Here is a 13879-nt window from a genome sequence, read left to right on the forward strand (position 1 = left end):
TGTAGGTAGGGGGATTACGAATCCCCCTACAACAGAAATAAACAAAGTGGCCTATGGCCATTTTGCACAATATCTATTATTTATTATTTATTCTCTATTATTTCAAATAAAAGGACGGTGTTAACCAATGAAGATTGCTAGGAAAGATATGATATTGCATACGGTACAAAATCATAACATATTGCCAATAACATCTAAATGTGACACTGCTTGTGTCTTTTGTAGTCATAAATCTAATCCAAAGGGACTAGATGTTTATAGATTACCTAAATTATCCTTAGATGATATTAATGAAATGATAGAGTTTTTAAGTCCAGATAGGAAGATAATAATAGGTGAGTCGGCTACTAGGATAATAGAAGGTGAGCCCTTTATAAGAAAAGATATATTAGATATATTAAAAAATATAAGGAAACAATTTAATAAAGAGGTAATTGAAATTACAACAAATGGAATTTATATAACAGAAGAAATGGTAGAAAAATTAAAGAAACTGGAGCCTTTAGAGATAAATATATCTTTAAACTCTGGAACTAAAGCTGGTAGAAGAAAACTTCTAAATGACAGACATCCCAATGGGGCTATGGAGGCTGTAAAACTATTTAATAAATATGATATAAATTATCATGGAAGTATAGTAGCTATGCCCATGATAGTGGGATATGATGACATATATAAAACCATAAAATATTTAGATGATAATAAATGTAAGACAATAAGGGTATTTGTACCGGGGTTTTCCAGTTTAAGTGATATAGATTTTGATTTTTATGATTTGAGAAATGAATTAGACCAATATATAAATGATATAAAAGATAAAATTAATGCTCCCATACTTTTAGAACCTCCTATTATAAAGGAACTAAAACCCATTATATATGGAGTCATAAAGGGTAGCAAAGCAGATATATATGGAATTAAAGAAAATGATATCATAGAGAGAGTAAATGGGAAAAAACAGCTTACTAGAGTTGATTGTTTTAACCAAATATTAAAGGGAAAAGACCCTGTGATTGAAATAAAAAGGGGTAATGACAAATTTAAATTAAATATAGAAAAAGAAAAAAATGAATCCATAGGAATTATAATGTTATATGATATATCCCTAGAGATTAAAAGAAAAGTAGAAAATATAATAAATAAAAATCATTCAAAGAAACCTTTATTACTGGTTTCTGAATTAAGTGAAGAGATAATGGGGATGTTATTTAAAGATATTAATATAAAGATAGAAGTTGTTAAAAATAATTTTTTTAAGGGAACAATAAAATCAGCAGGGTTGTTGGTTGTGGATGATTTTATAAAAAAGATAAATGAAATAAAAAAACAATTAACTCCAGATTTAATAATACTACCATCAAAACCCTTTGATCATAGGGAGATGGATTTGGTTGGGGATAGTTTATATGATATTGGGGAGAAAGTTTTTATAATATAAATAATAAAGAACTAGAAACAAAGAATAAATAATAAAGAATAAAGAATAGATATGGAGATTTTACTCCCGATGGTCGTAAAATTTCATTGTGTAGGTAGGAGGATTACGAATCCCCCTACAACAAAAAAATAAAAACAAAGTGGCCTAAGGCCACTTTGCACCATATCTATTCTCTATTCTTTATTCTCTATTCTTTATCAGTTAAAACTACCCACTTATCATAAAGTTCTTCAAGCTTATTTTTTAACTGATTATTTTCGTTATGAAGTTCTTGGCTTTTTTCTGGATCTGAGTAAATATCAGGATCACACATTTTCTGTTCAAGGTTTGATATTTGTTCCTCTGTTTCTGCTATTTTAATTTCTAATTTTTCTATTTCTTTTTTTCGTTTTCTGATTTCTCGTTGTCTTTCCTTTTCTTTTCTTCGCTTGGCTTTAAGTTCAGTCTTGGTTACTTTAGGGCCATCATCTTCAACAAAAACTACTTCATTTTTCTTTTTTAAATAATAATTATAGTTTCCTAGATACTCTGTTATGCCCTCTTTTGATAAATCGAGGATTTTATTTGTTGCTTTATTTAGAAAATATCTATCATGGGATATAATAAATACTGTTCCATCATAATTGATTAAGGCATCTTCTAGTACTTCTTTTGAGTCTATATCAAGATGGTTAGTAGGTTCATCCATTAGGAGAAAGTTAGACTTTGAAAGCATTAGTTTTATTAGGGCTATTCTACTTTTTTCCCCACCACTTAGATCACTAATTTCTTTAAATATATCATCACCATAAAATAAAAACTGTGCAAGGATTGTTCTTATATCGTAATGGGTTAAACTTGGATTATAATCCCATATTTCATCTACTATAGTATTTTCAGGATTTAGATTTGCCTGTTCTTGGTCATAGTATCCTATATTAACATGGTGGCCAAGTTTTAATTCTCCTTCATAGTCTTTAATTTTTTTCATTATCATTTTAAATAGGGTGGATTTACCAATACCATTTGGACCTATAAGTCCAACCCTTTCACCTCTATAGATTCTAAAGTTTACATTGTGAAAAAGTTCCACATCATCGAAGGATTTAGAAAGTCCTTCAGCCATTAAAACATCTTCACCACTTTTAACTTTAGGTTCAAAACGAATTTTTGCCTTTTTATTATCTCCACTTGGCTTATCCATTTTTTTCATTTTATCAAGCATCTTCTGTCTACTTTGGGCTTGTCTTATATACCTTTTACCACCATAGGACATAAATCTTGATACGATTTCCTCTTGTCTTTTTATTTCTTTTTGTTGTTCTTCATATTTTTTCCTAAGGAGTTCCATTTCTGTTTTGCGTTTTTTTATAAATGTTGTATAGTTACCTTTATAAATGTTTAACTGGGTATTTTCTAAATAAAATATCTTAGATACAGTTGCGTCTAAAAAATATCTATCGTGGGATATAATAATACAGGCTCCCTTATATTCACTTATATATTTTTCAAGCCAGTTTATGGCATCTATATCAAGGTGGTTGGTAGGCTCGTCAAGGAGTAAAATATCAGGTTTTTCTAGAAGTAACTTTCCCAGTAAAACCCTTGTTTTTTGACCTCCACTAAGTTGATTTATAGGTTGATTAAATTGGGAGTCATCAAATCCCAGTCCCTTTAAAATCCCCTTGATCTCACTTTTATATCCATAACCATTTTGTTTATTAAATTCTTCCGATAGATGGGCATATTCATCCATTAATTTTTCTAAATTATCGGATTCATTTTCACCGGCTATACTTATTTCCTTTTCTAAGGTTCTCAGTTTTTTTTCCATTTCTATAAGGTGGTCAAAAACATGAAGGAGTTCATCAAATATTGTATTATCACTATTAATTTGAGTATTTTGTTTTAAATGACCTAGCTTACAATTTTTAGATATAAATATATCACCGTCGTCTTTAGGGAGTGTACCAGCTATTATATTAAATAAGGTTGATTTTCCAGCACCATTTAGGCCCACCAAACCAACCTTTTCACCATCATTTATTGAAAAAGTTATATTATCTATTATTTTATCTACAATGTAGCTTTTGGATATATTATTACACGATAAAACTATCAAGTGTGCCACCTCGTTTCTTTTGTTTTGGGATAATTAATTATATATTGTTTTATATTAATAGTGTAGAATTCATTCCACGGTTATCATTTTTTAAAAGAATAGATAGTAAAGAATAAAGAATAGATATGGTGTAAAGTGGCCTAAGCCACTTTGTTTATATTATAATAAAATTTTACGACTATAAGGAGTAAAATCTCCTTATCTATTCTTTATTCTCGATTCTTTATTCTTTGATTTTAAAATTTTTCTTTCTTCTTTACCCATTCTTCTTTATTCACAGTTCTTTACTTATAATTTTAGCATAAAAGAAGGCATAATTGAAACGTTTGACACTAAATTATCATGGTGATATAATTACCTTGAATAAGTATCTGTAATTAATTTACAAAAATTAGTAAGTAGGTGATCTAATGGCGAAAGATAATAAAGTATCAATGGCAGTGGTAAGAAGGCTACCAAAATACTATAGATATTTAGGAGAACTAAAGAATAAGGATATAAACAGGATATCATCCCAAGAACTTAGTAGACTGACGGGATTTACTGCTTCACAGATTAGACAAGACTTAAATAACTTTGGGGGCTTCGGTCAACAGGGATATGGTTATAATGTTGAGGAGCTTCACAAACAATTAGCCAATATATTAGGTCTTAAAACCAAGTATAATGCGGTGATCGTAGGTGCTGGTAATCTAGGTCATGCAGTGGGTAACTATAGAGGTTTAGATGATGCTGGGTTAAATCTCCTTGCCTTATTTGATAGAAGTCCTGAAATGGTAGGCAGAAAAATTGGTGATATAGAAGTAAAAAGTGTTGATGACTTAGAGGACTTTATTATTGAAAATAAAGTTGAAATAGGAGTTATAACTACTCCAAAAGAAGGAGCACAGATTATTGCAGATAGGTTTGTAAAAAAAGGAATTAAAGGTATTTGGAACTTTGCTGAAGTTGACCTTAAAGTTCCAGAGGATGTAGTTGTGGAAAATGTACATCTTAATGAAAGTATCTTTACATTATCCTATTTGTTAAAAGAGCAAGGAAAATAAATTTTAATAGTCCTATGGCTAGCCATAGGACTTTAGTGGGGAAAAAATGACAAAAATTTAACAAGAAATTTTGCCAATCATATAGTATCATATAGATGTATGGTGATATTGATATATATAATTTTTAGATAATTTTAAGTATTAAAACTTAATTCAAAATTAAGGAGGGGGAAATTGTGAATTTTAATTTAACTGAAGAGCAAAAAATGGTTAGAAAAGTAATGAGGGATTTTACTGAAAATGAGGTAAAGCCTATAGCAGCAGAAATTGATGAAACAGAAAGGTACCCTAGGGAAACAGTGGATAAGATGGCTAGATACCATATGCTAGGAATACCTTTTCCTGTTGAAAACGGGGGTTCTGGAGGGGATGAAGTATCCTATGCCATAGCTGTAGAGGAATTATCAAGATATTGTGCGACCACAGGGGTTATACTATCTGCCCATACATCCCTTGGATGCTGGCCAATATATAAATATGGAACAGAAGAGCAAAAGGAAAAATATTTAACTAAAATGGCAAAGGGAGAACTGTTAGGAGCCTTTGGGTTAACTGAGCCAAATGCAGGTACAGATGCTTCTGGGCAACAGACAACAGCTGTTTTAGATGGTGACCATTATATATTAAATGGTTCAAAGGTATTTATTACCAATGGTGGACAGGCAGATGTTTACATAATATTTGCTATGACTGATAAATCAAAGGGAACCAGGGGAATAACTGCATTTATAGTTGAAAAAGACTTCCCTGGATTTAGTATAGGAAAAATAGAAGATAAAATGGGAATTAGGGCTTCATCTACATCTGAGCTTATATTTGAAAACTGTAAAGTTCCTAAAGAAAATTTATTAGGTAAAGAAGGAAAGGGCTTTAAGATTGCCATGACTACTCTTGATGGGGGAAGAATAGGTATAGCATCCCAAGCCTTAGGTATAGCTCAAGGAGCATTGGATGAAAGTGTAAATTATATAAAAGAGAGGGAACAATTTGGTAGACCAATAGCTAAATTCCAAGGACTTCAGTGGATGGTAGCTGACATGGAAACTAAAGTAAATGCTGCAAGATGGATGGTATATAATGCTGCATTTAGAAAGTCTCAAGGTCTTTCCTACAGTAAAGAGGCTGCGATGGCTAAACTTTATGCTGCAGAGGTTGCTATGGAGGTTACAACTAAGGCGGTTCAATTACATGGTGGATATGGTTACACTAAAGAGTACCCAGTTGAGAGAATGATGCGTGATGCTAAAATCACTGAAATATATGAAGGTACATCTGAAGTACAAAGAATGGTTATAGCAGCAAATGTATTAAGATAATCTAAAAGGGAGGAATGGGCGATGAATATAATTGTATGTGTTAAACAGGTTCCTGATACAAATGAAGTTAAGATAGACCCTAAAAAGGGAACTTTAATAAGGGAAGGAGTTCCAAGTATTATAAATCCCGATGATATGAATGCATTAGAGGGTGCATTAAGTATAAAGGATAAACATGATGATACGAAGGTAACAGTATTAAGTATGGGACCACCTCAAGCAAAGACTGCCTTAAGGGAAGCTTTAGCTATGGGGGCAGACGAGGCTATACTCCTTAGTGATAGAGCCTTTGCAGGGGCCGATACTTGGGCTACATCAATAACATTAGCAGGAGCTATTAAGAAAATCGGAGACTTTGACATTATATTCTGTGGTAGACAGGCAATAGACGGGGATACTGCCCAAGTTGGACCACAAATTGCAGAACATCTTGACATACCACAAATAACATATGTGGAGGATTTAGAAATAAAGGATGGTAAGATAAAGGCAAATAGAGCCTTAGAAGATGGACATTTTATTATAGAAAGTCAAATGCCAATACTTCTTACTGCAATAAAAGAGTTAAATGAACCAAGATATCCTTCTATTAAGGGAATTTATAAAGCCCATAATGATATGGAAGTGAAGGTATGGACTGTTGATGATATAGTTGTGGATAGAGGAGAAATAGGACTTAATGGTTCGCCAACACAGGTTAAAAAATCTTTCACTCCAGCCACTAAAGGCTCAGGGGAAATGCTAGAGGGTTCAGTTAAAGATACAGTAAGGGATTTGGTTGTAAGACTTAAAGAAAGAAAGATTTTATAATAAGGGGGAGGTATACAAATGGCTATTAAGGTTATTAGCGATAAATGTATTGGATGTGGAGTATGTGTAAATGAGTGTCCATTTAATGCAATAGATATGATAGATAATAAAGCGGTTATAAATGAAAGCTGTACTGCATGTGGAGCATGTATCGAAGCATGTCCCGTAGATGCAATAGAGAAGGAAGAAGTGGCAACTAAAGGAATAGATATAACTAAATATAAAGGTGTTTGGGTATTTGCAGAACAAAGAAATGGCGAACTTTTAAATGTAGCTATAGAATTACTGGGAGAAGGTAGAAAAATAGCTGATAAACTGGGAGTACAGTTAACGGCAGTTCTTTTAGGTAATAACGTTAAAAATATGACAGAGACCCTTATAAAATATGGTGCCGATAAAGTGATCCTAGGAGATCATGAGTTACTTGAAACATATACCACAGATGGATATGCTAAGGTTATATCAGAGCTTATAGAAGATAAAAAGCCTGAAATAATGTTAATAGGGGCTACAAACATAGGTAGAGACTTAGGACCAAGAATTTCAGCTAAGGTAAAAACAGGACTTACAGCGGACTGTACTAGACTTGAAATAGATGATGAAGATAAAAAATTATTACAGACTCGCCCAGCCTTTGGTGGAAACCTTATGGCAACAATAATATGTCCAAAACACAGGCCTCAAATGTCAACAGTAAGACCTGGAGTAATGGAAAAGGCTAAATATGATGAAACTAGACAAGGTGAAGTAGAGGAAATAGAAATAAAACTAACAAAAGATGATATAAAGGCAGTAGTTATAGATACTGTAAAGGCAGAAAAGGAAGAAGTTGCCCTTGAAGAGGCACCAATAATAGTTGCTGGGGGTAGAGGTGTAGGAAATGAAAAGGGATTTGAATTAATAGAAAAGCTTGCTGAGAAATTAGGTGGAGTAGTTGGGGCCAGTCGTGCATCGGTAGATGCAGGTTGGATAGATCAGCCCCATCAAGTTGGTCAAACAGGTAAAACGGTAAGACCAAAACTTTATATAGCCTGTGGTATATCAGGAGCTATTCAACACTTGGCAGGGATGCAATCATCAGACTGTATAGTTGCGATAAATAAAAATCCTGGAGCGCCAATATTTAAGGTAGCGGACTATGGTATAGTTGGTGATTTATATGAAGTAGTGCCAGCATTGATAGAGGCATTAGATAATGTTGATGATATTATGGAAGCATTTAAAACAGTTAATAGTTAATAGATAATAGATAATAGTTAATAGTCAAAAGATTAAAAACAGTACAGAAAAAAAGGATTAGCCTAGGCTAATCCTTTTTTTTGCCTTGTTCTTTGCACTTTGTGCCTGCACACTCCTTTCTGCACTGCTTCTATTTTTTGTCTGAAAACAGAAGGTGTTTTTAATATTATGTCGAAGTCAATAATTGGGATAGATCATAATATTTGAGGATAAGACATAAAATAGGAGGGATATCATTGGAAAAAGAAAGAAAAAGGGATGTAAGATTTGGTATAAGGGCGAGGTTGATGACTATGTTTGTAATACTAATAACGATACCATTGTTAGTATTGGGGATAAGTTCATACATAGCATCTGTAAATTTAACAGAAGGGGAAGTAGAAAATACCACAACCCAGCTAGTAGCTCAAATAAACAGTAGTATTTTAAATTATTTAAATGGGATTGAAAATGGTGTTAAATTAATGGCCAGTAATAAAGATATAAAAGAGATATATTCAAATCCAGATATAATAGATGAGATTCTAATGGATTTTAAAGAATATGAGGAAAGTTATGAAGGGATAAATAACATCTATATAGGAACCTATAGGGGAGATGTGATTTCTAATAAGTATTTAGATACTGAGCCGACTAATAGATCATGGTATAAAAAGGCAAGGGAAGAGAAGAAATTAATTTGGACACAACCATATATAGATAGTGACACTAAAAAGCCTATAATTTCTTTGGCTCATCCCTTATATGATAGAAGCAATAAGTTCATTGGGGTATTGGTAGTAGATGTTGCCCTTGAAAAGTTGGCTAATGTTGTGAATAGTATAGAAGTAGGGGATAATGGTCATGCTTTTATAATTAACAGTGATGGTGAGATAGTAATATATAAAAATGAAGAGGTAGGAAAAAAGGTAGAGGTTAAAGAGATTGTAGATGCAGCAACAAAACAGAAAAGTGGACATGTTACCTATAGATGGAGAGAAAATAATAGGTTAAGAGAAAAAATGGCTGCATTTACAACTCTAGATAAATTGGGATGGAGAGTATTTGGTGCCATATATACTGATGAAATAAAGTTAAAGACAGGAATAATACTTAAAAGAATGTTGATATTTGGAATAACATCACTAATATTAGCATTAATAGGTTCATACATCTATTCTAAAGTTTTAATGAAAAAAATAAATAAAGTCAAGGACATCACAGAAAAAGTGAAGGATAGGAATTTATCATTGAGAATAGAAACAAAATCAAAGGATGAAATAGGAGTTTTATCAAAATACTTTAACAGTATGTTGGATAATATAAGCAAACTAATTAAGGACATTCAGTCTATGGGCTCTGAAGTAACAGGTTCATCTAAACAATTGGCAAGTGTAACAGAAGAAACTAATATTTCCATTGAAGAAGTCACCAAGATAATGGAAGACTTGGCCACAGGTGCCAATGATCAAGTTAGTGATACAGAAAATGGAGTAAAAATAGTAAACTCATTAGATAATAAAATCCAATCTTTGGTTAAAGATAGTAAGGAAATATCAGAGATTACAGAAGATATAAAAGTTAAAAACATAGATGGTTCTAAAAAGGTTGGTGAACTAAGGGAAAAGACAGAATCAAATAATAGGGCAATAGGAGATATAGAAAGGGCAGTGACAAACCTTAGCATTAAAATAAATGATATAGGCGATATATTAGGTACAATATCATCAATATCTGAACAGACTAATTTGCTTGCATTAAATGCTTCTATAGAGGCTGCTAGAGCAGGGGAAGAAGGTCGGGGCTTTGAGGTAGTTGCAAATGAAATAAGAAAACTTGCTGAAGAGTCCAATGGAGCCACCGATGAGATAAGGAACATAATATCTAATGTAAAAGAAGAAAGTGGTAATACGGTAACAACAATGAACCAATTAAAGGAAAGTTCTAAAAGTCAATTTACCTCTGTTACAGATATGAGTAATTCCTTTAAAATGATATCAGATAGTATAAATAAGATAGTTGAAAAAATAAATTCTATAAACCAAGCTGTATATAGTGTAAACAATGACACCGATTTAGTTATAAATACTATAGAAAATATATCATCGGTATGTCAACAGACGGCAGCATCAACAGAAGAAGTAAATGCATCAATGGAGGAACAGTCAGCATCAATGGAAGAAGTCAATAAGGCGGCAGAGAAATTAAGTGGATTAGCTGAAGAGTTAAATAGGGAAATAGGGAAATTTACATTAAATAATAAAGAATAGAGAATAAAGAATAGAGAATTTAGAAACTGAATAATATGTAAAAAAGGATTAGCGCTTTACTTGCTAGTCCTTTTTTACTTTCTTTCTGAAATATGAACCCTCTGGACTTTAGTACTGAATAAAGAAGTGCCAAAGGTGTCTGTATTCTATTTGCATATTTGAAATCATTGTAAAAAAATATAGTTATTAAAACATATTTTGGGTATAAAAATAAAAAAGGATTTCACGATATTATGTCGAAATTAGTAGTAATAGAGAAAAGGGACAATTTTCTTATCAAAGGAGTGATATACGATGAAAAAGAAGCTCAAGATGGGATTATCCCATAAATTAATAGCTATATTTACGGTTATAGTTTTCATTATAATATCAGTTATGGGGGTAAGTTCATATTTTAAGTCCACTAGTATTTTAGAAAATGAATTATCCGATTATTCGGCTGAGACTATTGGACAAACTAAGGAATCCATTAAGGCTTATTTCCATGGGTTAGAAAGAAGTATAAAGATGATTTCCAAAGATCCAAATGCCAAAGTTATAATAGATAATCCAGATTATGCAGTTTGGCTTGAGGGCGCATTAGAATCCTATATGGAAGCAAATGAAGATGTTAATGCTGTTTATTTAGGTACGAAAACTGGGGAATTTTACCTTGAGCCTAATCCCACTGAATTAGATCCCACAACAAGGCCATGGTATATAAAGGCTAAAGAAGAGGATAGGCTTATTTGGACTGATCCATATGAAGATGAAAATGAAGCAAATAAAGGTAATATGGTTATAACGGTTGCAGCTCCAGTATATAATGAAGATGAGTTTATAGGAGTAATGGGGGCGGACATATCCCTAGAGCAATTATCGAAAAAAATAAATGAAATAAAAATAGGTAAAAAGGGTTATGTATATTTATTAGATGGGAATAATAAAGTGATTGCCCATAGGGATAAAAGTAAGTTGAATGAACTACTTCCAATAGAAAACTTAAGGGAAGCTATTAATAACAAAGATAAAGGGGTAGTACCATATAGTGTTAAAGAAAATGGTGACAACGTAGAGAAGTTTGGAGTATTTAACAGAATAGATGGAGTTGATTGGACTATTGTGGGAAATATTTATAAGGATGAGATATCCGATGATACAAGCTCTATATTGACGACTAATTTGGCTATTGCTATTATTTCTATTATAATGTCAATAATTGTTATTTATATAGTATCAAAAAGGATTACTAAGCCAATAGAGAAATTAAGGGATAGTATGGAGATAATTAAATCTGGGGATTTCACTAAAAAAGTCAATATTAAATCTAAAGATGAAATAGGAGATTTAGCTGATGGATTTAACATTATGGTAGATAATCTGTCTAATTTAGTTAGAAGAATAAAGAAGGTTTCAAATAATGTAAGTTCGTCATCAGAAAGTCTTGCATCAACTTCAGAAGAAACCAGTGCTTCTGCAGATGAGGTATCAAGAACAGTTGAGGAGATAGCCCATGGAGCCAGTGAACAGGCGGCGGATGCAGAAAATACTGCAAAAACAACTTATAGTCTTGATGGAAAAATAAAGAGATTAGTGGATAATAGTGATGAAATGTTTGAGTTTGCTAAAACCGTTATGAAGGAAAATAGTGATGGAACTAAAGCCATAAAGGAATTGGAAGAAAAAACTAAGCTAAATAATGATGCAACTAATAAAATAGAAGAGGCTATATTAGGATTAGACGATAAATCTAAAAACATCAATAATATAGTTGAAACTATATCATCAATAGCAGAGCAAACCAGTCTTTTATCATTAAATGCATCGATAGAGGCGGCTAGGGCTGGGGAGGCAGGTAAAGGATTTGCCGTAGTTGCAGATGAAATAAGAAAGCTTGCCGATAGTTCAAATGAAGCTACTGAAGAGATAAAAAATATTATTTTAAGTATTCAAAATGATAGTAATAACACGGTGAACATAATGGGAGAAGTAAAACAAAGGTCCGGTGAACAAAGTAAGTCAGTTGCAGATATGACTGAAACATTTACATCAATATCCGGCTCAATAGAGAAAATAACAGAAAAGATTGAGTATATAACTAAATTTGTAAATGATGTAAATAAGGATAAGGATAGTATAGTAGAATCTATAGAAAACATTTCGTCTGTATCAGAAGAAACAGCAGCAGCTTCACAAGAAGTAAGTGCATCAATGGAAGAACAATCATCGGCTGTTGAACAGGTGGCAAGTGCTGCCGAGGATTTAAGAAATCTAGCTAAGGAACTTGATGAGGAGATAAATAGATTTAAAGTGTAAGTTTAAGTCTCAGTTTTATTAAAAGAATTTTGCCTTTGGCAAAATTCTTTTCTTTTTTTTACTTAAACTTAAACTTAGACTAAAACTTAACCTCAATATATTTTTATAGAAAAATAGATATAATATGATACAATTGATGATATAATTAAGAACTCTGGAGGTTTTCTATATGAAGGTAGTAGCCCTTGTGGGGGAAAGTGGAAGTGGAAAAAGTTACAAGGCAATATCGGTAGCAAAGGATTTAGGTATAGAATATATAATAGATGATGGATTACTTATAAAGGGGACTAAGATAATAGGTGGAAAATCTGCCAAAAGGGAAAGGTCCACAGTTTCAGCAGTTAAGAGAGCCATATTTATGGATGACAAACATAAAAAACAAGTAAGGGATGCAATAGATGTCATAAGACCTAAAGGAATACTTATCTTAGGGACGTCAGATAAGATGGTGAAAAAGATAGCATTAAATTTAGGATTGCCTGAAATATCTAAAACAATATATATAAGGGACATATCTACAGAAGATGAAATTAATATAGCCAAGGGTCAGAGGACCAAAGAAGGTAAACACGTAATTCCAGTACCTACATTTGAAATAAAAAAGGATTTTTCAGGGTATTTTATGGACACTTTAAAAATTTTTACTAAAAGAGGTAATGGAATAAGGGAAAGAATTTATGAAAAGAGTGTGGTACGCCCTACATTTAGTTACCTAGGTAACTATACAATCTCAAGGAAAGTAATAATTGATTTGGTGAAATACGGAGCTAAAAAAACTTCAGATATATCCAAAGTATATAATATATATGTGGATAACTTAGAAAATGGGGTGTTGATAACAGCAGATACTGAAATAATATATGAAAAACCTATAAGAGAAGTAATAAAAAAGCTTCAAGAAAATATAATTAGAGAAGTAGAAATGATGACATCCCTTAATATATTGGCTGTTAATATAAAGGTCATGAAGTTAAAGAAGAAAGAACTTAAAGAAAAGAATAAAGAATAGAGAATAAAGAATAGATATGGTTATTTTACTCACTTTGTTCGTAAAATTAAATTATAATAAAAACATATGGAAACTGCGTTTCCATTGTAGGGGCCAGGCATGCCTAGACCCTACGTTTATTTTGTTGTTGGGGGATTCGTAATCCCCCAACCTATATAATGAAATTTTATGACCGTAGGGAGTAAAATAACCATAATCTATTCTCTATTCTTTAATTAAAAAAGTGTAATATTTATTTACAAATTATAACCTCCTATGTTATAATGCCAATGTAATATAAATTAGAAAATAAAAGTGTTTATAGGTTTCCAACTCCAAACATAGTGTTTTTTTATGAATTAAGGAAAACCTTTTCTTTAGATTCGTAAAGTTAATT

9 protein-coding genes are annotated in these 13879 nt (G+C 32.0%); 8 read left to right on the forward strand and 1 reads right to left on the reverse strand.

The annotated features are described in order from the left end of the window. Positions 1 to 127: 127 nt before the first annotated feature. Positions 128 to 1438: a DUF512 domain-containing protein gene (locus V6137_RS02555; RefSeq protein WP_425446314.1), complete on the forward strand. Its 1311-nt coding sequence runs from the start codon at positions 128 to 130 to the stop codon at positions 1436 to 1438. 187 nt (positions 1439 to 1625) lie between these two features. Here the strand turns inward: V6137_RS02555 and V6137_RS02560 are convergent, their stop codons facing one another. Continuing rightward, positions 1626 to 3548 carry an ABC-F family ATP-binding cassette domain-containing protein gene (locus V6137_RS02560; RefSeq protein ID WP_425446315.1) on the reverse strand — a complete coding sequence of 641 codons (1923 nt, stop codon included), beginning with the start codon at positions 3546 to 3548 and terminating at the stop codon, positions 1626 to 1628. Positions 3549 to 3949: 401 nt separating this feature from the next. Between V6137_RS02560 and V6137_RS02565 the strand changes: the two genes are divergently transcribed. The 7 genes from V6137_RS02565 (at position 3950) to V6137_RS02595 (ending at position 13503) form a co-directional block, all read left to right on the forward strand. After that, entirely contained in the window at positions 3950 to 4585 is a 636-nt protein-coding gene (locus V6137_RS02565) for a redox-sensing transcriptional repressor Rex (RefSeq protein ID WP_425446316.1), read from the forward strand. Between the two features lie 176 nt (positions 4586 to 4761). Continuing rightward, positions 4762 to 5901: an acyl-CoA dehydrogenase gene (locus tag V6137_RS02570; protein WP_425446317.1), complete on the forward strand. Its 1140-nt coding sequence runs from the start codon at positions 4762 to 4764 to the stop codon at positions 5899 to 5901. 21 nt (positions 5902 to 5922) lie between these two features. Beyond that, positions 5923 to 6711, forward strand: coding sequence for an electron transfer flavoprotein subunit beta (locus V6137_RS02575; RefSeq protein WP_425446318.1), 789 nt, complete (start codon positions 5923 to 5925; stop codon positions 6709 to 6711). A gap of 18 nt (positions 6712 to 6729) precedes the next feature. Further along, complete coding sequence (locus V6137_RS02580) at positions 6730 to 7950, forward strand: FAD-binding protein (RefSeq protein WP_425446319.1); 1221 nt, start codon at positions 6730 to 6732, stop codon at positions 7948 to 7950. A 236-nt stretch (positions 7951 to 8186) separates the two neighbouring features. Then, positions 8187 to 10199 carry a methyl-accepting chemotaxis protein gene (locus tag V6137_RS02585; RefSeq protein ID WP_425446320.1) on the forward strand — a complete coding sequence of 671 codons (2013 nt, stop codon included), beginning with the start codon at positions 8187 to 8189 and terminating at the stop codon, positions 10197 to 10199. Between the two features lie 294 nt (positions 10200 to 10493). Further along, on the forward strand, positions 10494 to 12494 hold the full coding sequence (locus V6137_RS02590) for a methyl-accepting chemotaxis protein (RefSeq protein ID WP_425446321.1): 2001 nt from the start codon (positions 10494 to 10496) through the stop codon (positions 12492 to 12494). A 169-nt stretch (positions 12495 to 12663) separates the two neighbouring features. Next, complete coding sequence (locus tag V6137_RS02595; protein WP_425446322.1) at positions 12664 to 13503, forward strand: Asp23/Gls24 family envelope stress response protein; 840 nt, start codon at positions 12664 to 12666, stop codon at positions 13501 to 13503. Positions 13504 to 13879: the final 376 nt, after the last annotated feature.

The sequence above is a fragment of the Dethiothermospora halolimnae genome, assembly GCF_037577855.1.
Lineage (GTDB): Bacteria > Bacillota > Clostridia > Tissierellales > VENL01 > Dethiothermospora > Dethiothermospora halolimnae.